The sequence below is a fragment of the Sphaerisporangium sp. NPDC049457 genome (assembly GCF_055586705.1).
Window position 1 is genome coordinate 135,527 of record NZ_JBVJHR010000012.1, and the last position, 21,650, is coordinate 157,176.

General features: G+C 73.3%; 17 protein-coding genes. 7 read left to right on the top strand and 10 right to left on the bottom strand.

Going from position 1 to position 21,650, the window contains the following annotated elements; genetic code table 11:
- Positions 1–118 precede the first annotated feature (118 nt).
- The 5 genes from ACZ6QO_RS20115 to ACZ6QO_RS20135 all read left to right on the top strand — a co-directional run bounded on the left by ACZ6QO_RS20115 (position 119) and on the right by ACZ6QO_RS20135 (position 5,386).
- On the top strand, positions 119–1,000 hold the full coding sequence (locus ACZ6QO_RS20115) for a DUF4184 family protein (protein WP_465852668.1): 882 nt from the start codon (positions 119–121) through the stop codon (positions 998–1,000).
- Positions 993–1,994 carry a TrmH family RNA methyltransferase gene (locus ACZ6QO_RS20120; protein WP_465852669.1) on the top strand — a complete coding sequence of 334 codons (1,002 nt, stop codon included), beginning with the start codon at positions 993–995 and terminating at the stop codon, positions 1,992–1,994. The genes ACZ6QO_RS20115 and ACZ6QO_RS20120 overlap by 8 nt, the downstream gene beginning before the upstream one ends.
- Before the next feature lie 142 nt (positions 1,995–2,136).
- Positions 2,137–3,774 carry an alpha/beta hydrolase gene (locus tag ACZ6QO_RS20125; RefSeq protein WP_465852671.1) on the top strand — a complete coding sequence of 546 codons (1,638 nt, stop codon included), beginning with the start codon at positions 2,137–2,139 and terminating at the stop codon, positions 3,772–3,774.
- 5 nt (positions 3,775–3,779) lie between these two features.
- Positions 3,780–4,730, top strand: a complete 951-nt coding sequence (locus tag ACZ6QO_RS20130) for a sensor histidine kinase (RefSeq protein WP_465852672.1) — start codon at positions 3,780–3,782, stop codon at positions 4,728–4,730.
- The gene (locus ACZ6QO_RS20135; RefSeq protein WP_465852674.1) at positions 4,727–5,386 is read left to right on the top strand and encodes a response regulator; all 660 of its coding nucleotides are present in this window, start codon (positions 4,727–4,729) and stop codon (positions 5,384–5,386) included. Before ACZ6QO_RS20130 ends, ACZ6QO_RS20135 begins: the two co-directional genes overlap by 4 nt.
- On the opposite strand, the gene atzF is transcribed toward ACZ6QO_RS20135, so the two are convergent.
- From atzF to ACZ6QO_RS20160, 5 genes are all read right to left on the bottom strand, one after another.
- Positions 5,383–7,233, bottom strand: coding sequence for an allophanate hydrolase (gene atzF / locus ACZ6QO_RS20140; RefSeq protein WP_465852676.1), 1,851 nt, complete (start codon positions 7,231–7,233; stop codon positions 5,383–5,385). The two genes, ACZ6QO_RS20135 and atzF, sit on opposite strands and share 4 nt — an antisense overlap.
- 61 nt (positions 7,234–7,294) lie before the next feature.
- Complete coding sequence (locus ACZ6QO_RS20145) at positions 7,295–8,893, bottom strand: SulP family inorganic anion transporter (protein WP_465852678.1); 1,599 nt, start codon at positions 8,891–8,893, stop codon at positions 7,295–7,297.
- Positions 8,890–9,573 carry a cysteine hydrolase family protein gene (locus tag ACZ6QO_RS20150; RefSeq protein WP_465852680.1) on the bottom strand — a complete coding sequence of 228 codons (684 nt, stop codon included), beginning with the start codon at positions 9,571–9,573 and terminating at the stop codon, positions 8,890–8,892. The genes ACZ6QO_RS20145 and ACZ6QO_RS20150 overlap by 4 nt, the downstream gene beginning before the upstream one ends.
- A gap of 207 nt (positions 9,574–9,780) precedes the next feature.
- Positions 9,781–10,428, bottom strand: coding sequence for a GntR family transcriptional regulator (locus ACZ6QO_RS20155; RefSeq protein WP_465852682.1), 648 nt, complete (start codon positions 10,426–10,428; stop codon positions 9,781–9,783).
- 33 nt (positions 10,429–10,461) lie between these two features.
- The gene (locus tag ACZ6QO_RS20160) at positions 10,462–11,430 is read right to left on the bottom strand and encodes a D-alanyl-D-alanine carboxypeptidase family protein (protein WP_465852684.1); all 969 of its coding nucleotides are present in this window, start codon (positions 11,428–11,430) and stop codon (positions 10,462–10,464) included.
- Between the two features lie 207 nt (positions 11,431–11,637).
- Between ACZ6QO_RS20160 and ACZ6QO_RS20165 the strand changes: the two genes are divergently transcribed.
- Positions 11,638–12,171, top strand: coding sequence for a hypothetical protein (locus ACZ6QO_RS20165; protein ID WP_465852686.1), 534 nt, complete (start codon positions 11,638–11,640; stop codon positions 12,169–12,171).
- A gap of 175 nt (positions 12,172–12,346) precedes the next feature.
- On the opposite strand, the gene ACZ6QO_RS20170 is transcribed toward ACZ6QO_RS20165, so the two are convergent.
- The 3 genes from ACZ6QO_RS20170 to ACZ6QO_RS20180 all read right to left on the bottom strand — a co-directional run bounded on the left by ACZ6QO_RS20170 (position 12,347) and on the right by ACZ6QO_RS20180 (position 18,112).
- The gene (locus ACZ6QO_RS20170) at positions 12,347–15,721 is read right to left on the bottom strand and encodes a BTAD domain-containing putative transcriptional regulator (RefSeq protein WP_465852687.1); all 3,375 of its coding nucleotides are present in this window, start codon (positions 15,719–15,721) and stop codon (positions 12,347–12,349) included.
- 326 nt (positions 15,722–16,047) lie between these two features.
- Positions 16,048–17,109 (bottom strand): lysylphosphatidylglycerol synthase domain-containing protein, encoded by a 1,062-nt coding sequence (locus ACZ6QO_RS20175; protein WP_465852688.1) that lies wholly within the window; start codon positions 17,107–17,109, stop codon positions 16,048–16,050.
- A 142-nt stretch (positions 17,110–17,251) separates the two neighbouring features.
- Positions 17,252–18,112, bottom strand: coding sequence for a PIG-L deacetylase family protein (locus tag ACZ6QO_RS20180; protein ID WP_465852690.1), 861 nt, complete (start codon positions 18,110–18,112; stop codon positions 17,252–17,254).
- A 173-nt stretch (positions 18,113–18,285) separates the two neighbouring features.
- On the opposite strand from ACZ6QO_RS20180, the gene ACZ6QO_RS20185 reads away from it, so the two are divergent.
- On the top strand, positions 18,286–19,404 hold the full coding sequence (locus ACZ6QO_RS20185) for a glycosyltransferase family 4 protein (RefSeq protein ID WP_465852691.1): 1,119 nt from the start codon (positions 18,286–18,288) through the stop codon (positions 19,402–19,404).
- Between the two features lie 468 nt (positions 19,405–19,872).
- Here ACZ6QO_RS20185 and ACZ6QO_RS20190 read toward each other — a convergent pair whose 3' ends face one another.
- On the bottom strand, positions 19,873–20,004 hold the full coding sequence (locus ACZ6QO_RS20190) for a hypothetical protein (protein WP_465852692.1): 132 nt from the start codon (positions 20,002–20,004) through the stop codon (positions 19,873–19,875).
- A gap of 337 nt (positions 20,005–20,341) precedes the next feature.
- Complete coding sequence (locus tag ACZ6QO_RS20195; protein ID WP_465852693.1) at positions 20,342–21,571, bottom strand: hypothetical protein; 1,230 nt, start codon at positions 21,569–21,571, stop codon at positions 20,342–20,344.
- Positions 21,572–21,650: the final 79 nt, after the last annotated feature.

The following is a 21,650-nucleotide window of genomic DNA, read 5'->3' on the forward strand; positions in this document are numbered from 1 at the left end:
GCGGTTGCGCTCGCGGTCGTGGCTGCGGTGGCGGTCGTGGTTGTGGTCGCGGTCGCATGGCCGTGGACGTCGGCGAGCTGTGGACGAGGCGCGCCCGGGCGTCATGGAGGAGTCCGCCATGCCCTTCACCCCCAGCCACGTCGCCGCGGTGATCCCGTTGATCGGCTCGCCGACGGTGCGCAAGGTGCTCGACCCCTGGGCCCTCGGCGTGGGCACGATGGTCCCCGACCTGCCGATGTTCCTGCCCTACCTGGACGACTACGCCAGGTGGCACTCGTTGTCCGGCGTCGTCACCGACGACGTCGTCGCGGTGTTCGCACTGCTGGCGCTGCTGCAGTTCGTCCTGCGCGATCCGCTGACCGCGCTGCTGCCCGGCCCGCTGCGAGCGCGCGTCGCCGCCCTGCCCGGCCCCGCCTGGCGGCGGTTCCCCGCCATCGCCCTCGGCGCGGCGGCCGGCGCGGCCACCCACCTTCTCTGGGACTCCGTCACGCACGACTGGGGCGCCGTGTTCTGGGGCTGGGACTGGATCACCGCGCCCGTGTTCGGCTGGCTGAACGGCGGCCAGGTAGCGCAGTACGCCTCTTCGGCCGCAGGCCTCGCACTGACCATCTGGTGGCTCACCCGATCCTTACGCACTCCCCCCCAGAACCGAGCCAACCCAAACACCTCGGACGCTCTGGGCACTTCGCAAGGCGGCGCGAACGGTTCGGACGGCGTACTTGATTCGAACTTGCCGTCGGTGGGTGACCTTTCCGTGTCGGCTCGCGTGTGGCCGGGGCTGACCGAGCCGGCGCGGTGGGGGGTTCTTGTCGGGGCGGCGGCGGGCGCGGGCTGCGCGGGCGCCGTCTGGACCTTCGTCGACCCGCCCAACCCCGCGTTCGGCTGGGCCGGCGTGCTCACCAAGACCGGCGTCGGCCTGGTCGTCGGGCTGTGCGCCGTGCTGACCGTCTACGCCCTGCTGTGGCAGCTCGCACGGGTCATACGCTTGTCCCGTGCCTGAGCTCATCACGGTGGACGACCCCGCCGATTCCCGGCTGGCCGACTACGTGCGCCTGCGCGACGTCGAGCTGCGCAAGAGCCTGGAGGCCGAGCGCGGCCTGTTCATGGCCGAGGGCGAGAAGGTCATCCGGCGGGCCGTCGCGGCCGGATTCCCGATCAGGTCGGTGCTGACCACGTCCCGGTGGCTTCCCGGGCTGGCGGACGTGCTGGGGGACGCCCGCGTCTACCTGGTGTCCGACGAGGTCATGGGCGGCATTGCCGGCTTCGCCGTGCACCGCGGGGCACTCGCCTCCATGGCCCGCCTGGAGCTCCCCACCGTGAAGCACCTGCTCGCCGGCGAGCTCATCGCCCCGGGCGACACCCGCTTCACCGCCGGCCCCGCCCCGGCCGCCGTCCCCGCCCCTCACGATGCCGACGGCACCGGTGCGGCTCGTGACTCGGCCGCCGGTCAGAGCATTGGCGGCGGGCCGGTCGGCCGCGGCGCGCCGTCCGGGGGGCGGGGGCGGCCGCGCCGTGTGCTCGTGCTGGAAGACCTGGTCGACCACGGGAACGTCGGCGCGATCTTCCGGTGCGCCGCCGCGCTCGGCGTCGAGGCGGTCATCCTGTCGCCCCGCTGCGCCGACCCGCTGTACCGGCGCTCGGTGAAGGTCTCCATGGGCGCGGTGTTCGCCGTGCCGTACGCGCGCATGACGAACTGGCACGCCGGGCTGGCCGAGCTGCGCGAGGCGGGGTTCCGCACGCTGGCGCTCACCCCCGACCAGTCGGCCACGCCCATGGACGCGGCCGCCACGGGCGAGCGGGTGGCCCTGCTCCTCGGCTCCGAGGGCGACGGCCTGTCCTCCCGCTGGCTGCGCGAGGCCGACGAGCCGGTCTGCATCCCGATGAGCCCGGCGGCGATGTCCCTCGGCGTCGACTCCCTCAACGTGGTCGCCGCCGCCGCCATCGCCTGCCACGGGTTGACGCGGTCGACGAACATCGCCTCTGAACAGCGCTGACGACGTGACCTCGTCATCGGCGTCGCCCCTGAGCCCCGCCATCGCCGTCACCTTGTGATACGACCCAAGTCGTACGCCGTCCGGCGAACGCTCACTTCTGGGCTGATACGCGGCGGCCGGTCCGGCTCCTAGCGTCGATCCCATGATGGATACCACCACGCGGGCCGGCGAGCGCGAATTGTTCCGTCTCGGGTTCGTTCTCGTCGGCATCAGCTCCCTCGGACTGTCCGCGACGTTGCACTTCCCCGAGGTGCTGCTCGACCCGCGCTCGTTCGCGGCGGCACTGGTCACCGGCAACCCGGCCGGCATCATCCTGAGCCTGTCCGGCCTGCTGTCGTGCGGTGTCGTGCTCGCCGTCCTCTCGCGCCGGTTCGGCGCCGCTCTCGTGCGGTCGCTCGGTATCGCCGCGGGGGTGTGCTGGGGTGCGAGCGCGCTCCTCGGCCTGCTCCTGCTGCCGCTGTGGGCGAACGACGTGGCCGCCTGGGTGCCCGTCCTGTCCTGGATCGCCTTCGCAGGCGCCACCGTCGCCGCTCCGGTGCTGCTGGCGGCCTGGACGGTGGCCCTCGCCGGCCGGGGTGACCGCGTACCGGCCGTGCTAGGTGCGATCGGCCTGCTGCTGACCGCCGCGCGTTCGTCGCTGTGGGCGTTGAACGCGGCACTCCCGCCGGAGCGTGGTCTCTATCTCACGTCCGCGATCCTGACCGTCGCCGCGTTGATCGCGTTCCCGCTCTGGCCGGCGTGGCTTGCGCGCAGGGGCACCACCCGGAGGCTCGCCTATGTGCTGCTGGCGCCGATTCTCGTCGTCGGATACGCCGCCGCCACGATCGGCCTCGCACCGGCGCCCCGCGGCGACGGCGCTCCAGCGGTCCCCAGCACCGCGGGGTCGGTCTTCTATCTGGTGGCGATGACCTTCCCGACACTGTTCCCACTGCCGACGAACGAGGTGGAGCTGGCAGCCGATCGGAGGCGGACCCTGGCCACCCTGCCCGAGTTCCCGGCCGGCGTGACGATGGAGCGGGTCGACGCGGACGGCGTTCCGTCGGAACGGATCTGCGCGGGCGACGCGTCCACCGAACGGGCGAGCCTCTATCTTCCCGGCGGCGGGTTCGTCGAGATCGCCGGCAATGGGCCTCGTCGTATCGCCGCGGAGATCTCGAAAGGGACCGGCGCGTGCGTGCTGCTGGCGCACTACCGCCTCGCGCCGGAACATCCCTATCCGGCGGCCGTGCAGGACGGTGTACGTGCCTATCGGTGGCTACGGCGCCAGGGCATCGCGGCCTCGCACCTCGCGATCATGGGCGATTCCGCTGGGGGCAACCTTGCCTTGACGACCGCGCTCTCCTTACGCGGGAGCGGCGACGCGCTGCCGGCCGCGCTCGTGTCGATCTCTGGAGTGACCGACTTCACTCCGCAGGGGGCGACATTCCATACGCTCTTCGATCGTGACCCGGTTCTGACACTGGCGGCGCGCGAATTCACGTTCGACAGTTACACCAGCGACGGCACGATCGACCTGAAAGATCCGCTGCTGTCGCCGCTGTACGCCGACCTGGCCGGGCTTCCGCCCACGCTGTTGCTGGTCGGTACCCAGGAAGTGTTGCTCAGCGACATGACCAGGCTCGGCGATCGGATGCGCGCGGCGGGGGTACCCGGGCAGACGCAGGTCTGGCCCGGCATGCCGCACGCGTGGCCGCTCGTGGCGGAGGAGGTGCCGGAGAGCCGGATGGCGATCTCGCAGATCGCCGGGTTCCTCTCGCGTAACTGGGCGACCGTACGATGATTTCCATGCCGGATCGGTGGCGGCCCTGGTGCCACGTCGTGCTCTTCTGGGCTGTGATCGTGCTGGCGTTCGCCCCGACGCTGGTCGATGTGACAAGCCCGGCGCAGTTGGTCGGGCCGATGGTCGCCGCCTACCTCGTCGCCCGATATGGGCCAAGACGCCATCTGTGGTGGGCCTGGACGCCGGTGGTGCCGTTCATGGCCGGGTGGGTTTCGAACGGCGGATCTTGGTGGGACGCGGCAGTGATCGTCGTTCTGTTCGGCGGATGCCTCCTGCTGGGGCTGACGATCCAGACCCGGCGCGCTTATCTCGCGGCGTTGGAGGAACGCGCTCACCTGCTCGAGCGAGATCGTGAGCAGCAGGCCCTCCTCAGCGCCACGGCGGAACGCGCTCGCATCGCTCGTGAGGTGCACGACGTCGTCGCGCACAACCTCGCGGTGATGGTCGCGCTGGCAGACGGAGCGGTCGCGTCCGCCACCGATCCAGGGTGTTCGGCCGACCTGATGGCCAAGGTGGCCGTGACCGGCAGGGAGGCCTTGTCGGAGGTGCGCCGGCTGGTCGGCGTGCTGCGCGACGGCGAGGCTCCGGGCCACCAGATGGACACGCTGGTCGATCAGGTGCGCGGCGCCGGGTTGCCGGTGACGCTGATCCGCGATGGCCGGCCCCGCACGGTGATGGACCAGGTGGTGTATCGGATCGTTCAGGAAGCGCTCACTAACACGCTGAAGCATGCCGGACCGGGAGCCACGGCCACTGTGCGGCTGCGCTACGGCCGGACCGACGTGGACGTCGAGGTCGTCGACGACGGCGGCGGCCGGCTCGCCGAGCCGGAGTCCGCGGGGCACGGGCTGGCGGGAATGCGTGAACGAGCGGCCTCCTACGGTGGCGACGTGGTCGCCGGGCCGGTGCCCGGCGGCGGCTGGCAAGTCCGCGCGCGTCTGATGGTGCCGTCATGACGATCCGCGTGCTCCTGGTCGACGACCAGCCCTGGCTGCGGCTGGGGTTCCGGGCGGTACTGGAGCAGGAGCCGGACATCGAAGTGGTCGGGGAGGCCGGGGACGGGGTACAGGCCGTGGCCCAGACACGGGCGTTGCGACCGGACGTCGTGCTGATGGACGTGCGGATGCCGTTGCTGGACGGCATCGAGGCGACGCTGCGCATCGTCGCGTCAGGCTCTCCGGCGCGGGTCCTCGTGCTGACCACGTTCGACCTGGACGAGTACGTCTTCGCCGCGCTGCGCGCCGGCGCGAGCGGGTTCCTGCTCAAGGACGCTCTGCCGGCGGACCTGCTGAGCGGCATCCGCGTGGTCGCCTCCGGCGATGCCGCGGTCGCCCCACGTGTGACACGACGGCTGATCTCGACGTTCGCGTCCTACCTGCCGGTGCCTGCGACTCCGGCGCCGCTCGATGACCTGACCGCGCGGGAACGCGACGTGTTGACGGAACTGGCCCGTGCTCGCTCGAACGCCGAGATCGCCTCGCGGTTGCACATCTCCGAGGCGACCGTGAAGGTCCACGTTGGGCGCGTGCTCGGCAAGCTCGGCCTGCGCGACCGCGCGCAGGCGGTGGTGTTCGCGTACGAGAACGGGGTGATCCGTGCGGGAGCCGGCTAGGAGGGCCACTGCCGGGTGCGTGCCGTGGCCAGGAGGTATGCGGGCCAGCTGCCGTGGGCGCTGATGTCCTCGGCGGACTCGGCGGCGTACGCCTCGCACAGGAAGCCGAGGACGCGGCGGCCGTCGGCGAGCTGGACGGTGCCCAGTGTCAGCGGGGGACCGGTGTCGGCCAGCAGAGTGCCGAGCGCCTCCCTGCCGAGCTCGTAGAGCTCCACCTCGATGGGCACGCCGCCGTGGGGGTGGCGCACCAGGCCCGGGCGCGGCGGTTCGCCGCCGTCCAGGGCGTAGAGCCGGTACAGCGGCGCCGTCATGGCGGTGCCCAGGCCCGCGGCGCCCAGCGAGGCGAGTCGGCCGTGCAACGGCTGACCGAGGCGGTGCGCCCCGACGACGGCGACCACGGGCCGCGCGGAATGACCACCGGTGTCCGCCGTCGAGGCCGTGGTGCCGATGCCCGGCCGCCCGGCGACAGAAGGGGTGGTGATGGAAGAGGTGGTGTCGAGCGTGAGGTGTGACTGGAAGGCGGTGGCGAGGCCGGCGAGCAGGGCGTCGGAGCCGGCCGGGGCGAGCAGGGTGAGGCCGTGCGGGCGGCCCGCCGCCGTCATGCCGCCGGGCACCGCCACCGCCGCCAGGTCCAGCAGGTTGGCGAACGTCGTGTAGTGCCCGAGGACGGTGTTGCGGTCGATCGGGCTCTCCAGCATCTCGGCGATGGTGTAGGTCGTGGGCACGGTCGGCACCGCGAGCGCGTCCATCGACGCCCACGCCGGCCGGGTCTCGGCGCGCAGCGCCCGCAGGCGGTACAGGCCCTCGAAGGCGTCGACCGCGGTGAGGCCCTCGCCGCCGCCGAGCACCTCGCGGGTGACCGGGTGGAGTTCACCGGGATTGGCGGCGGCGAAGTCCCCCACCGCGGCGAGCCGTTCGGCGATCCACGGCCCCTGGTACAGCAGCCGTCCCGCCGCCAGGAACGGGCCGAGGTCCACGGGCACGATGCGGTGCCCGAGCCCGGCCAGCCGCTTCACCACCTCCGCGAACGCCGCCTCGGCGGCGGCGTCGCCGAAGAACTCGAGGTCTTCAGGCACCCCGATGCGCATGCGGCCCACGGCGGGCGGCGCCGGGGACGGCACGGGCAGCGGCCGCGACCACGGGTCGCCCGGCTCCTGCCCCGCCATGACCGACAGCACCGCGAGCCCGTCGGCGGCCGACCGGGCGAAGACGCTCGGGCAGTCCAGCGACGCGCACGCCGGCACCACGCCCAGCGTGCTGACCAGCCCCCGGCTCGGCTTGACGCCGGTGGTCCCGGTGAGGGCCGCCGGCACCCGTCCCGACCCGGCGGTGTCGGTGCCCACGGCGAACGACACCAGGCCCGCGCCGACCGCGACCGCCGAGCCGGAGCTCGACCCGCCGGAGATCAGGCCGGGCACCAGCGGCGACTCGCACGCGCCGTACGGGCTGCGGACGCCCGACAGCCCGGTGGCGAACTGGTCGAGGTTGGTCTTGCCGACCAGCAGGGCGCCCGCCGCGAGCAGCCGGTCCACCAGCGGCGCGCCGCGCTCGGGCACGTAGGCGTAGGCCCGGCAGGCCGCGGTGGTCGGCAGCCCGACCACGTCCACATTGTCCTTGACCGCGAAGGGGACCCCGTAGAGCGGCGGCCGGGCGGCGGGATCCGGCCAGCGGCGGGCCAGTCCGGCGGCGTCGGTGAGCAGGTCCGCCTGGGACCGCAGGGTGATCCAGACGTGGTCGTCGCCACGGGCGGCGACGCGTCCGAACACCTCCCGGACCACGGCGGCCGGGGAGAGCGACCCGTCGCGGTACCCGTGGGACAGGTCGCCAAGATCGAGAGAGATGGTCATCCGATGCCTCCGGCCGGGCCGCCCGGCGCACCGGGCACCGGGCGGGCGGGGCGTGCGCGGGTCATGAGGCCGCCGGCACTTCGGCGGCGGCGGGTTCGGCGGTCGATGGCGGGGCGCCGGCCGGGTCCTCGGCCGGGCGGATGAAGGCGAAGCCGAGCAGTACGAGCCCGGCGAACAGGTAGCCGAGGGCGATCTGGCCGCTCGCGTTCCACTCGACCCGCTCGCCGTGGATGAGGCCGACGAACGACAGCGCCGCGCCGATGCCCGCGTACGCGGCGGCCCACAGGAACGCGCGGTCGATGATGAACGCCGCGATCGAGCCGAGCACCAGCCCGGCGAGCACCGCTCCGCCGCCGAGCAGCGCCGTCCCCTCGTAGACCGTGCCGCTCTGCGCGATGGCCGCGTACCCGACCTTCTGTGCGCTGGTGCCCGCGGCGGCCAGCGCGTTGTCCATGTACCCCTGGGCCCACGCCGCGATGTTCGGGATGATCGCCAGCACGACGGCCACGGCGTGCGCCCTCGGCACGGCCTGGAACGCCTGGGCGCCGATGAGCAGCCCGATGTACAGCAGGATCGGCACGATCGCGGGCGTCGGGAACACCGCGCCGAGCAGCGAGAACATGCCGAGGAAGCAGAACGCCGCGATCACGACGCCGCTGGCCATCGAGTAGCCGCTGCGCCCGCCCGCCGACTTCCATCCCGGGTGGCCGATGTAGACGGCCGGCGGGAACGGCGAGCCGAGCATCGAGCCGACCACCGCGCCGGCGCCGTCGGCGAGCAGGACCGAACGCAGGTTGTAGGAGTCGCCCGCGGCGGCGGCGCTCTCGACGTTGCTCATGCCTTCGGTGAAGTTGTAGATGCCCAGCGGGATGGCGGTGGCCAGCAGCGGGGACACCTGGCTCAGCCCGTCCAGCAACCGGCCGAGGTTGAAGGACGGCAGGCTGACGGCGATGTCGCCGGCGGCGGCGCCGACGTCGCCCGGGTTCATGTACCCGCCGATCCAGGCGATGGCGGTGCCCACGAGCAGCGCCGCCAGGCCGACCGGCATGCCGCCCGGCAGCCGCAGGTCGGTGAAGAACCCGACCAGGATGATCACGAGCACGGGCAGTGCGATCCAGGCGGCCTCCCACATCTGCGCGGCCGGCCGCATGGAGATGAACGCGATCGAGATGCCCGCGAGCGTGCCGAGCATCGCCGCCCTCGGCGTGAACCGCCGGATGTAGGGGCCGACGAACGCGCCGATGACGACGATGAGGCCGATGATGAAGCACCACGCCAGCCCGGCCGCCCACGCGGTGAACGGGTTCTTGGTGGCCAGGTAGGTGGGCAGCATGATCACGAAGACGACGATGAACATGTGCGGCACGCTCGGCCCGTACGGCATCGCGCAGACGTCGGTGCGGCCCTCGCGGCGGGCGAGCCGCCGGGCCAGGTAGGTGTAGTAGACGTTGCCGATGAGGAGCTGGATGCCCATCGCCGGGAGGATGACCCCGAAGACCTGCGCGCCGGGCAGGTGCACGACGCCGAGGCACAGCCCGCTCAGCACGAGCACGTTGACCATGACGTTGAAGCCGAGGCCGAAGAAGGCGTTGGTGTCCCCGCCGACCCACCAGGGGAGTCGCGGCGGGGCGGAGGGGGCCGGGGTGGTCGTCGTCATCATGCGCTCCGCGCTTGTAGTGCCTTGAGGTAGTGGCCTGAGGGGGCGACCCACCCGAAGATGCCGCCCTGTGCCGCGATCATGTCGAGTCCGTGGCGCTGGAACCGCGGGAAGTAGGAGCCCACGCAGTCCGACAGCACCAGGCACTCGTACCCCCGGTCGTTGGCCTCCCTGACCGTGGTGTGCACGCACACCTCGGTCGTGACGCCGGTGACGACCAGGCTGCGCACGTCCAGGTCGCGCAGGATCTCGTCCAGCCCGGTGGCGTAGAAGGCGCCTTTGCCGGGTTTGTCGATGACGAGCTCCCCGTCGGCCGGGGCGAGCTCGTCGACGATGTCGTGGCCGTACTCGCCGCGGATCAGGATGCGCCCGTACGGGCCGGGGTCGCCGATGCGCATCGAGGGGGCGCCGCGGTTCAGCTTGGCCGGCGGGCAGTCGGACAGGTCGGGCAGGTGCCCCTCGCGGGTGTGGATCACCGTCACGCCGGCGGACCGGGTGGCGGCGAGCACTTCGCGCAGCGGGGGGATGACCTTCTGGAGCATGGCGGGGTCGTTGCCGAGGCTCTCTCCGAAGCCGCCGGGCTCGACGAAGTCGCGCTGCATGTCGATGACCAGTAGTGCGGTGTGTCCGGGGTCGAACCCGTAGGGGTAGGGCTCGGCCTCGACGAGAAGCGGATCGGACACGTCGGCCTCCGTTCCTCCGATTCCTCCTTTTGTCGATTGTCGACAGAATTGTGTCGGCGGCTGTTCGTCCGAGTTACGCTTCTGTAAGCCGGTGAGGTCGCGGCGCCGCTCGCCCCGCATCGGTTCGGCCGCCTCGACGACGGTTCAGCCGTTTCCTATGGCGATTCGGTCGCCCTGATGGCGGTTCACAGCCGCTCCGGCGGTGGTTCAGCCGATGTAGGCGCGGGCGCCGTGCGCGGCCAGCGCCTGTACGGCGGTGGCCGGGTCGCCTGAGGCGATCGCCTCGAAAAGCACGCGATGGCGCGTCACACCCTCCGACGGGGTGCGCTGCTCGGCCTCTCTGCGCAGGTTCGCGGCCATGTAGAGCTGCAGTTTGGCGACCACCGGCTCGTAGGCCAGCAGCAGCTGGCGATGCCCGGCGAGCGCCACGAGCGCGATGTGGAACCGGCGGTGCGCCTCGTTCTCGGCCAGCGCGTCCCCGGCCCGCACCGCCGCGTCCATCCCCTCCAGCGCGCCGGCCAGTCCTGACAGGTCGTGCGCCCCCGGGGAGGGCAGCGCCGTCCACACCGCGTAGCGTTCGAGCACGTCGCGCAGCCCGAACAGCTCGTCCACGTCCTTCCTGGACAGCTCGGCCACGCGCGCCCCGCGCCGGGGCAGGTGTTCGACCAGGCCTTGTTGCCCGAGCGAACGCAGCGCCTCGCGCAGCGGCGCCCTGCTGATGCCGAAGCGCTGGGTGAGCTGCTCCTCGATCAGCCGCTCGCCCGGGGCCAGCGCACCGCTGAGGATCTCGTGGCGCAGCCGCCGCATCGAGAGCTCGACGAGGCTCGGGGACTCCAGGACCCCGTCAGATTCCACCCGCACACCTCCCGAGCCCATTGTGCGTGAGGCTCACACGCCGTTGGCGCTCGCCCCGTCGAGCAGGCTCCGCGCGCTGCGGTAGCGGGCGGCGTCGCTCCTGTCGCCGAGCACCACCCCGACCAGCGTGTGACCGCCTCTCGACGAGGTGAACATGAGGCAGTAGCCGGCCGGCCGCGTGTACCCGGTCTTCAGGCCCTGCGCCTCCGTGGGCAGCAGCCGGTTGGTGTTGTGCCAGACGTGGGCGCGATGCACGGCGGACCTGCGCGTCGCGTGCCGCTCGGTGCGGGCGACCGTGGCGATGACCGGGTCGGTCATGGCGGCCTTGGCGAGGATGACCTGGTCATAGGCGGTGGACCGGTCACCGCCCGGCTTGGGCAGTCCGTCGGCGTTGGTGTAGAGGGTGTCGCGCATGCCGAGCGACCTGGCCGCGCGGTTCATCTTGGCCACGAAGCCCTTCACCCCCGGGCCGTAGCGGCGGGCGAGCGCGTTCGCGGCGTCGGCCCCGGACGGCAGCAGCAGCGCGTACAGCAGGTCGCGCACGGTGAGCCGCTCGCCGGCCCGCAGGCCCGCGTGGGTGGCGCCGTTCGCCGCCGCGTGCCGCACGTCGGCCTTGGAGACCGTGACCACGTCGTCCAGCGACGCCGAGCGGCGCACCACGTACGCGGTCATGATCTTGGTGAGGCTGGCCACGGGCACCCGGCGGGTCTGGCGCTTGGCGTACTCGACCGTTCCGGAGGTGACGTCCAGCACATAGGCCTCCTTGGCCGTGACCGCTGCCGTGACCGTTGCCGTGGCGGGCGTCGCGCCGCCCGCCGCGCTCGCCGGGGTCGTGGCCGTTCCGGACGACGTGCCGCCCGCCGTGGTCGTGGCCGGGCCGGTGCTCGCGGTGGGCGATGTGATCGCGGCCGCCGGTCGCGGGACGGGCCGGGCGAGGGCCGGATCGGCCAGGCCGGCCGTGCCCAGCGCCGCCACCAGGACAGAGAGAACCGCGATGCGCATCCCGTTATGGTCCCATGCCTGCCGATGTGGGCATGCGAATTGACGGGAGACGTCCTGGGCGGCGATCGTGATATTTTCCGTCCGAGCGATCCCGGCCCCCGCACCGGCCCCTTTCGCGACTGCAAGCGGACGGCAAGCAGGAGACAACCAGCCCCGCGTACACCTGAGGGTGAGCGAAAGGGGAGGGGCATGAGAGCGGGAAGCAGCATGGAGCCGGCACGTCGGCTGATGCCGGTCATGGCAAGCGGCGTGGCGAGCGTCTTCAAGCTGCTGGTCGGCACACTCGCCTTCTGCGGCGCCTATGTCGGCGTGGCGGCCACGAACGCGCCCGCCGCGCCGGGGCAGGACGCGAGCGCGGCCGTGGGCGAGCACGTCAGGACCGTCACCCTCTCCGCGCGGGCCATGCCGGTCGAGGTCGGCCGCGCGCCGAGGCCGGGCCTGGTGACGGTCGGCGTCGCCGACCCCGGCGACGCCTGCCCCCGCGTCTACCACGCGCAGAGCGTCATCGACCCCGGCTCCGCCGACGGCACCGTCCGGTACGGCTGGAGCCTGCGGCGCTGGAACCCGGGCACCCGCGCCTGGAAGACCTATGAGTCGGCCGAGGTGGCGGTCCCGCCGGGCGGGCAGCGCACCGTCGAGTGGCACTTGCGCGTCGACGGCGCCCCCGGCTGGTACCGCGTCGAGCTCTTCGTCGCAGGCGAACGCACCATCGCCGGGGAGAGGTTCGAGGTCACCTGCTGAGGGCAGGTCCCCAGGCCGTGTCGGCCGGGCCGGCGCGGGCCCGGCCGACACGTGGCGCTTCCCGGTCAGACCGCTTTCCGGCTTTCCGCTCAGACGCTTTCCCCGATCAGATGCTCTCCGGCTCCCCGCTCAGATGCTCTCCGGCTTCCTGATCAGGTGCTCTTCGGTTTTCCGGTCAGACGCTGTCCAGTCCCTGCCTCGCCGCCGCCACCCATCGGGGGACGCCGACGCGCTCGGCCACCGCGAGCGCCTTCTCGTAGTGCTTGTGCGCGTCGTCTGGCTGCCCGAGGTGCATGGCCAGGTCGCCGAGCGTCTGCGCCACCGGCCACAGCGCCACGACGCCGGTGCCGGCGCCCGCGATGCGGTCCGACAGCGGCCCGAGCGTGGAGTAGGCGTCCTGCATACGGTCGCGGTCGCCGAGCAGCATCCCGGCGAGCGCCCGCCAGGTCATGGCCAGCTCGTAGAGGAAGTCCGCCCGGACGGGCGGGCGGGCGGCCGCGACGGCCCGCGCGTCCTTGATGTGACCCGCGGAGGCGAGGGCGACGGCGTAGGCGTCCAGCGTCCACTTCGCCCCGCGCCGGTGCGCCTCCTCCAGCGCCTCCACCATGTCGGCGGCCCTGCCGTCCACCAGGTGCAGGCAGAACGTGGTGATCAGCGGCAGGTCCTGGCGGCCCTCCAGCATGCCGGCGCGCGCCGTGAGCCGGGCGGCGTTGCGGTACGCGCGCTCGGCCCCGCCGTAGTCGCCGGTGATCATCATGCGCATGCCGGCGTACCAGGCGCCCACCGCGGACGGGGCGGGCAGGTCGTACCGCCTGGCCAGCCGTTCGGCCGCGCTCATCTGCGCGTCGGCCTCGGCGAAGTCGCCGCGCGCCGCCGCGCACTCCATCAGCACCAGGTGGGCGAGCGCCTGCACCGCGATCTGCCCGGAGGCCGCGCCGACCTCCAGCAGCTCGCGGCCGATCGCCTCGCGCTCGTCGACCACCGTGATCACGTACGACTGGCGCAGCCGGCCGCTGAGCGCGACGGCGAGCAGCGTGGGATCGCCGCTCTGCCGGGCGAGCTCCTCGGCCTCCAGCGACGCCTCGTACCCACGGCCGGTGGCCGAGCCCTCCAGCTCCAGGGCCAGGGTGGCCAGCAGGCTCGCGCGCAGCGACTGCTCGCTCGGCGGCAGCTCGATCAGCGCCCGCTCGGTGAGGTCGACGATCTCCCAGGCCGTGCGGGTCAGGTCGCGGGCGATGCCCTTGTACGGCACGGCCAGCGACGCGGCGATGCGCGCGGTCAGCTCCAGGTCGCCCAGCGGGAGGGCGGCGTCCATCGCCTCGCGGCGGCGGGCCCGTGCGGCCGTCATGTCGCCGCACAGCGCGAGTGCCTTGATCAGCCGGAGGTGGAGCATCAGCCGCTCCTTGGGCGGCCCGCCGGTGGGATGGGCGCGGTCGAACGCCGCGATGGCCCGCTCCCACAGCGTCGCGGCCTCCCGGTGGGCGAAGCGCCGCTCGGCCTGCTCGGCGGCCAGGCCCGCGTAGTGGACGGCCTTCGCCGCCGTCTCGACCGTGCCGGCGGAGTCGTAGTGGTGGGCCAGAGCGGCCACGTCGGACGGCGACCGGCTCTCGATGACCGAGGCGACGGCCGCGTGCAGCCGCGACCTGCGCAGCCGGGAGGCGTCGGAGTACAGCGTGTCGCGGACCAGGTCGTGGTCGAACCGCAGCATGCCCGGACCGGGCTCGGTCACCAGACCGGCGAGCAGCCCCGCCTCGACGGCGTCGACGACGGCCTCCTCGTCGCCGGAGATGTCGACCAGCACGTCGATGTCCACGTCGCGGCCGATCACCGCGGCCTGCAGCAGGATCTGCTGGGCCGTCCCGGGGAGCCGGGCGATGCGGCGGCGCAGGACGTCGCGCACCCCTGAGGGCACCTCGGAGATCACCTCGGCGGCGGTGGCGCGCCCGCCGGTGGACTCGGAGTCGAGCAGCCGGACCGTCTCGCGGACGAAGAACGGGTTGCCGCCGGTGCGCTCGATGATCGTGCTGACGGCCTCCTCGTCGACCTCGCGGACGCACGTGGCGCGCACCAGCTCGGCCACGGCCTCCTGGTCGAGCCCTTCCAGGCCGACGCGCACCGGCCCGAGCCGGGCGAGCGCCGCCAGCACGTCGGACTGCTGGTCGTTCAGCTCGCTGTCGCGGCAGGTCACCACGAGCAGCACCCGGCCGGCGGCCAGCAGGCTGGGCAGCGCGCGCAGCAGCGCCAGCGTCTGGTCGTCCGCCCAGTGCAGGTCTTCAAGGGTGAGCAGCACCGGGGCCTCGCGGGCGATGCCCGCGATGTAGCCGCCGACCGCGCGGTGCAGGCGGAAGCCGCCCGAGGCCTGGTCGTCCTCGTCGGCGGGCGCCGCGTCGTCCAGCAGCGGCGCCAGCAGCTGGCCGTACTCGCCGGTGCCTCGCACCGCGACCAGGGTGCGCAGGACCTCCACCCACGCCCAGCCGGGCGGGGTGGCGCTGCTGTCGGGGCAGCCGCCGGAGGCGGTGATCCAGCCCTGCCGGGCGAGCTCCTGCGCGAGCTGCCGCACCAGCGTCGTCTTGCCCGCGCCGGGGTCGCCGCCGACCACGGCCGCGGTGAAGCGCCCGGACAGGGCGTGCGGCGCCGCGCCGGTGAGCCGCGCCAGCTCGGCGTCCCGGCCGACGAACGGCTCGGCGGGCAGCGGCGGCACGTCCGCGGCCGGGGACTCGGCGCGCGGCGGCCAGGTGCCGCCGGCCTCGGCCAGGCGATGCGGGCGCTGCGGGATCGTCAGCTCCAGCCCCGGGTCCTGCGAGAGGATGTCGGACTCCATCTTGCGCAGCGCGGGACCGGGGTCGATGCCGAGCTCGTCGGCCAGGATGCCGCGGGCGCGCCGCAGGGAGGCCAGGGCGTCGCCCTGCCTGCCGCAGCGGTACAGGCCGAGGGCGAGCAGCCGCCAGCCCTCCTCGCGCAGGGGGTGCTCGCCGGTGAGGGCCTCCAGGTCGGGCACGGTCTCGGCGTGCAGCCCGAGACGCAGCCCCGCGTCGGCGTGGCGCTCGCGCGCCACCAGTCGCAGCTCGGCGAGCCGGTTGACCTCGGCCTCGGCCCACTGCTGCTCGGCGAAGTCGGAGTACGGGGTGCCGCGCCAGAGGCCGAGGGCCGTCTCAAGCCCGGTGCGCGCCGGCTCGGGGTCGTCGTTCTCCAGGTACTTGCCGGCGGAGCGCACCACGGCCTCGAAGCGCAGCGCGTCGACCTGGTCGGGCGCCGTGCGCAGCGCGTACCCGGAGGCGACCGTGACCAGCAGGCGGTTCGGCCCGCCGCGCGGGCGGCCGGGCTCAAGGACGCGGCGCAGCCGCGAGATGTAGACCTGCAGGCCCGACTGCGCGCCTTTGGCGGTCTCGTCGGTCCACAGGTCGAAAAGCAATGTGTCGACCGGTACGACCTGGCCGCGCGCGACCAGTAATCGCGCGAGTACGGCGCGTTGCCGTAGCCCGCCGAGATCGACCTCGGCGTCGCCGTCGTCGTACGCCTCGACCGGCCCAAGAACGCGGAACCTCACCATGTCAGCCGCCACGCTATGCGGGCCCGTCGAGCACGCACAAGCTATTCGTCAAGGCCCGCCTTCCTTCTCTCGCCACCCCGTCACGGATGCCTCGGGCGGGCCACGGGTGTCACGAGGCTACAGGTACCTGGAAGGCACGATAACAAGGTGAACGCCGGTGATATCAGCCCGTGTCATGGTCGTGAGGCCGGCGGGTGTGCCGGGCGCCGGCGGTGCGCGCCGGCCGCGCGTCCGCGGAAGTCGGACGCGCGTCGGCGGGAGTCGGCCGCGCGTCCGAGGGAGTCAGGCGCGCGTCCGCTGGAGTCCGGCGCGCGTCGGGGGGCGCCTCAGGCGTGGGAGGCGGGTTCGGGGGACCGGTCGTTTCCGGCGGGACGCCGCCGCAGCAGGGACCAGGCCCCCAGCGCCAGGCCGCCCCAGGGGATCTCGACGGTGTAGGTCCAGAACCCGAACAGGATCGCCGTGGCGACCGCCGCGTCCGCCGGCTGGCCGAAGGCGATCAGGAGCGCCGCCACGCCGCCCTCCATGATGCCCGCGCCGCTCGGCGTGACCACCGCGCTGGTGAGCACCCGGCTCACCGCGAACACCGCGACGGTCTCGGCCGGGCCGGGGTAGCCGCCGGTGGCGACCGCGCAGCAGGCCATGATCAGGCACTGCAGCACCAGGAAGGCCAGCATGCCGAGCGAGAGGCCGGGCCAGCGCCGGTGCACGATGCCGGCCGTGTCGGCGCGCAGGCGGTGGACGGCGTCCGAGGCGTAGTGCTCGGCCGGGCGGACCGAACGGGGCAGGACGCGCAGCGCGCCGTCGGCGGCGCGGCCGAGCAGGCCGGCCGCCCGCTCCCAGTAGAGGGCCGCGGCCACCACGGCCACCAGCACGAGGATGGACACCGCGCCGCCCCAGGCCGCGCTGGTGACCCTCGGATCGGGGATGCGTCCGGCGACGAGCAGGGCGATGATGCCGACCGCGGGCAGGATGAACCGGAAGAGCGTGTTCCAGATGCCGGTGACCAGCGTGTACACCACGACGGGGCGGGTGGCGAAGCCCCAGCCCTTGGTCATGGCGAAGGTCAGCGCCACCCCGGCCGCGCCGCCGAACGGCAGCAGGTTGCTGACCGCGCTGCCCGCGCCGTTCAGCGTGAGCGCCTGCAGGTGGGTGAGGCCCGGCAGCCCGGCGGTCATCACGAAGGTGTAGGCGTACAGGCTGGCGAGCCACAGCGCGGTCATCAGCAGGATCGTCGGCCAGCTCAGCGCGGCGAACTGCGCCCCGATCTCGTGCCAGCTGACCTCGGCCCCGGTGAGCTTGTGGACGATCTGCGGCAGGAAGACCACGAGCAGGACCGCCAGGGCGAGCGAGGCGACCGAAAGGCCGGCCTGCACCCATCTGTTCCTCATCTGTGCTCCCCCATGTGCGCCCGCGGACCTCTCATCGCCGCCCTCCCCGGCCTCACCCCAGTCTGCCGGGGCGGCGCGGGGCGGTTCTCCTCCTCGAGGACGAAATAGCCCCCGACCGCCTGACTCCCTGCCCCCTGACCCTCTAACCCGCCCCCTCGTCGACTTCCTCGGCGACCTGCGCCGCGCCGGTCTCGGGGAGCTCGTCGAAGGGATGCGAGAGCCGGGCGCCCGCGGGCAGGTCGCGGCGGACGTACCACTCGGTGCCGAAGATCAGGCGGTACAGCGGGCCGGGGATCCTCAGCATCACCGCCAGCGTGCGGTCGCCGTCGCCGCCGGTGGCCTGGCTCGCGTGGGCGGCCATGCTGGCGCGTTTGACCTTGGCGTATTTGCGGACGTTGACCCGGTGGGTGATGACCTCGCCGGGGGAGTACGCCCGTTCGAAGGACCGTACGTCGAACTCCGGCGGGAAGCGGTAGAAGCGCTGGGCGAGCCGCAGGCCCCGCAGCAGCGGGTCGCGGTTGACCGTGGCCTCCAGCAGGATCGGGGTGCCGGCGATGCCCGCCGCCCGCTGGCCCACCCGGTAGACCTGCACGTGGTCGGGGTGGCCGTACCCGCCGGCCGGGTCGTAGATCGTCAGCAGGTCGGCGCTCTCCTCCTTGAGGACGGCCGCGAGCCGCTGGGCGGCCTCCTCGATGTCGGCGTCGATGAAGGCGTTCTCAGGCCGGTCGTCGCCGATGCCGCCGCCGTCGCCGAGGCCGGAGTCGCCGTAGCCGAGCAGCACCACGCGGGCGACCCCGAGCACGGCGGCCGAGGCGTACAGCTCGGTGGTGCGCGCCTCGGCGAGCTCGTCGCCGTGGGGCAGGTCGGCCAGGCCGCGCTCGCCGGCGGTCGCCACGACGAGGACCACCCGATGGCCCTCGGACGCCAGCATCGCCATGGTCCCGGCGGTCAGCAGCGCCTCGTCGTCAGGATGGGCGTGGAAGAACACCGCGGTACGTGCCACGCCGCCATGATTCCACGGCGCCGCGGTGAAGGTCCCGGCCGCCTCCCAAGCGGTGCCTCCAGAAGGCCTCCGCAACCCTTCAAGAACGCCCCGGCCCCTCTCGCGCGGGCTTGGCGTCCGCGTTTGATGCCGGTGTCGGCCTCTGCCAGTCTGGCTGGGTGCGGATCCTTCACGTGAGTGACTGTTACCTGCCCCGGCTCGGCGGCATCGAGGTGCAGGTGGCCGATCTGGTCCGGTCGCAGTCCGAGGCCGGGCACGACGTCGAGGTGGCCACGGCGACCCCCGGAGATCGGCTCGCGGGCGTCCACCGCGTCGTGGCGCCGATGCCGTTCGACCTGCCCGTCCACCCCCGCGGCGGCCGGCATCTGCTGCGGCTGATGGCCGCCCGCCGCCCCGACGTCGTCCACGTCCACACCGGGGCGGCGTCGCCGTTCGCGTGGATGGGGGTGCGCGCGGCCGTCCGCGCGGGGCTGCCCGTCGTCGTCACCGTGCACAGCATGTGGGATCCGGTGACGCGCACGATGTACCGCGGGCTGGACGGGCTGTTCGGCTGGACGGGGTGGAACATCGTCGGCACGACGGTCAGCCACGCCGCCGCCCGGCCGATCCGCGCCGTCACCGCCGGGCGCGTCCCGGTCGACGTGGTCTCCAACGGCCTGGACGTCTCCACCTGGCGTCCCGCGGGCGATGCGCCGCCAAGGGAGGGCGGCGAGGTCCACGTCGTGGCGGTGGGCCGGCTGGCGCCGCGCAAGCAGCCCGTCCGGCTGCTCAAGCTCCTGCTGGAGGCCAGGCGGCGGGTGCCCGGCGAGATCCCGATGCGGGCCACCCTGGTGGGCGACGGGCCGGCGCGCGGCTCGATGGAGCGGTTCCTGCGCTCGCACGGCATGCAGCGGTGGGTGTCACTGCCTGGCCGTTACTCGCGCGAGCAGATCCGCGAGCTGCTGGCCTCGGCCGACGTCTTCGTGGCGCCGGCGCCGAGGGAGTCGTTCGGCATCGCGGCCCTGGAGGCGCGGGCGGCGGGCGTGCCGGTGGTCGCCCGGACGCAGAGCGGTGTGGCCGACTTCGTGCGGCCCGGCAAGGAGGGCCTGCTCGGCCGTACCTTCGACGAGCTGGTGCGCGCGGTGGCGCGGCTGGTGCGCGACGCGGAGCTGCGCGAGCAGATCGCCCGGCACAACAGGGAGACCGAACTCACCCGATGCACATGGCCGGCGGTCCTTGAGGGCTTCGAGCATTGCTACGAGCTTGCGAAGGCCGCCGCGGGAATGCGCGGGCCGAAAGGGCCCGGCGGGTAAAGGGCTAGAAGGGAAGGACTCGGCCCGAAGGGCTGCGGAGATCCAGGGGGTTCGGGCGGCGCGGGGGCTTGGGCCGCGTGGTGATGAGAATCCGCTTCATGTCCTTCTCCTTCGGTACGGGCTCACACTTCCCTCGTCACTCGTCGGCGGACAGGTCCTTTGCCTCACTGGTGGATCCGCGGTCGGGGCGAGGTGCGTGGGACCCGACCTCACCTCCTGTTTACCCTCACTAGGGCTGCCGCAGACGTATTTGAGCCCAGTTTCTCCGATCATGATGTGCCGCGTAACCCCTACCTCTCCCCAGCTGGGCCGATGCCGCCCATTCGCCGCGCCCGCCATGGCGCCGCGTTCATCTGACATATTCAAAGCCTAAGAACGCGATGTTTCCAGCGATTATCGATTGTGTTGCGCCGGACGCCCCGCCAATGGCGCGGGGAGCCGCGGGCGAGGCCTGCGCCAATGGTCGTCTCAGTGGACGGCGTTCCATACGGTGAGGGCGGTGCGCCATGCGAGCAGGGTCATCTCGACGCCCAGTCGCAGCCATTCGCGGCGTTCGCGTTTTCCCCATCGGTTGTGCCGTCTTTTCCGCCTGTCGGGCATCGGGGCCCCCTTTCCGTGCCGGGTTCTACGGGTGGCGGGGCTCCGGGTCCACCGTCCTTCGCCCCGCCCGCGTCCGGGCGTCCGCGCGGGTGTCGACGGATTCGTGGCCGGGGCCGGGGGGCTGACCTTCCGGCCGTTCCGGGATGCGACCGTGCCGGGCGCGTCAATAGATGTTCCGCGTGCGCTCGCGGTGCCGATCGGCGCGAAGAGCTCACCCTGTGCGGGCGTTTCCCCAGGCCGGGCGCGCACACTGGTTATTGACATGATCGTACCCGCCGGTAACGACCTTGTAACCGCGAAGACCGGGAATGATCCGCGGGGTCCTCCGCCCGCGGGGTCAGCCGCGGCGGAGGATGAAGTCCTCCTCTTCGTCGCCCGTGCCGACGCTGCCGACCGACCACAGGCGGGAGGTGCCCGGGACGCGGGCGATGCCGGTCCGGCGGACGTCGTCGGACTCCTCGTACTGCTGGCCGTCCCGGCGCTCGCGCAGCAACGGGCCGTAGGAGCGGGTCCACCCCGCCCCGTCGAAGCGCAGGAACAGGACCTGGCCCGAATGGTCGGCGTCGATGCCGCTGATCCAGACGTCGCCGGGCCCGAAGGCCGTGACGCCGTCGAGCGTGCCCGTCGGGACCGGGACCGCCACCTGCCGCCAGGCGGCCCCGTCCCAGTGCAGGACGAGCGGGGTCTGCGGCCCGCCGCCGGGGGGCGACACGCCGCCCACCGCCCACACGTCGGTCGCGGCGACCATCCACACCCTGCGCAGCACCCCGCCGGGGATTCGCGGTGTGCGGGCCCGCTGCCAGGACTGGACGGCCGTGCCCGACACGGCGCTGCCGTGCCAGATCATCGGATCGCCGGGGGTGCCCCCGGCCGGGGCGTCGTTGCCGACCGCCCACACGTGGCCCGGTTTGGCGGTCACCGCCAGGAAGTACCCGTCGGCGCGCAGGGCGTTGCGGAACCCCCGTCCGGTCCACTCGGTGATCACGCCTTGCGCGGCGTTGCGGCCGGCCAGCCAGGCGTGACCGCCGTTGGCCGCGACGTCGGACAGCACGTACTCCTCGGCGATGCCGTAGGGATGCCACCGGGTCCACCGCGCGCCGTCCCAGCGCGCGGCGTAGGGGCTCTCGCCGTTGCCGACGACCCACACGTCGCGGGGCCCGGCGGCGCTGACGCCGACCAGGCGCGAGGCGTCGGCGGGGCTCACCGGCGTCTCGGTCCACCGGGCGCCGTCCCAGTGCTGCAGCGCGGGAGTGCCCTCGCGGTCCTCGGCGCTCTCCTTGTACCCGACGGCCCAGGCGTCGCGCGGGCCGCTCGCGGCGACGTCCAGCAGCGCCGAACTGCCGCCGAGGCCGGCGCCGGGGAAGGTCTTCCAGTCGGGGGAGGCGGCGGTTCTGCCGGTGGCGGCCGGGCTGGGGCCGGCGGTCGCGGCAGCGCCGGCGCTCGGAGCGCCCGTGGCGGCGGAGGTGGCCGCCCTCGCGGGCGGCGTCCTCTCCTGGCCGCCGCAGGCGGGCGCGAGTGCCAGGGCCAGGCAGGCCACCGCGGCCGGCCATCGGAGCGTTGTCCCCATGGGACGCATGCTCGCAGGAAGCGCCGTGGCCACGCCACCGTTCCGCCGCGCGCCACGCCGGGCGGCGGAGGCGGGTGGC

Coding starts and splice junctions, on each gene's coding strand:
- ACZ6QO_RS20195 (WP_465852693.1), bottom strand. CDS start 21,571: ATGGGGACAACGCTCCGATGGCCGGCCGCGGTGGCCTGCCTGGCCCTG.
- ACZ6QO_RS20175 (WP_465852688.1), bottom strand. CDS start 17,109: ATGAGGAACAGATGGGTGCAGGCCGGCCTTTCGGTCGCCTCGCTCGCC.
- ACZ6QO_RS20135 (WP_465852674.1), top strand. CDS start 4,727: ATGACGATCCGCGTGCTCCTGGTCGACGACCAGCCCTGGCTGCGGCTG.
- ACZ6QO_RS20145 (WP_465852678.1), bottom strand. CDS start 8,893: ATGATGACGACGACCACCCCGGCCCCCTCCGCCCCGCCGCGACTCCCC.
- ACZ6QO_RS20190 (WP_465852692.1), bottom strand. CDS start 20,004: ATGCCCGACAGGCGGAAAAGACGGCACAACCGATGGGGAAAACGCGAA.
- atzF (WP_465852676.1), bottom strand. CDS start 7,233: ATGACCATCTCTCTCGATCTTGGCGACCTGTCCCACGGGTACCGCGAC.
- ACZ6QO_RS20130 (WP_465852672.1), top strand. CDS start 3,780: ATGCCGGATCGGTGGCGGCCCTGGTGCCACGTCGTGCTCTTCTGGGCT.
- ACZ6QO_RS20160 (WP_465852684.1), bottom strand. CDS start 11,430: ATGCGCATCGCGGTTCTCTCTGTCCTGGTGGCGGCGCTGGGCACGGCC.
- ACZ6QO_RS20115 (WP_465852668.1), top strand. CDS start 119: ATGCCCTTCACCCCCAGCCACGTCGCCGCGGTGATCCCGTTGATCGGC.
- ACZ6QO_RS20165 (WP_465852686.1), top strand. CDS start 11,638: ATGGAGCCGGCACGTCGGCTGATGCCGGTCATGGCAAGCGGCGTGGCG.
- ACZ6QO_RS20170 (WP_465852687.1), bottom strand. CDS start 15,721: ATGGTGAGGTTCCGCGTTCTTGGGCCGGTCGAGGCGTACGACGACGGC.
- ACZ6QO_RS20125 (WP_465852671.1), top strand. CDS start 2,137: ATGATGGATACCACCACGCGGGCCGGCGAGCGCGAATTGTTCCGTCTC.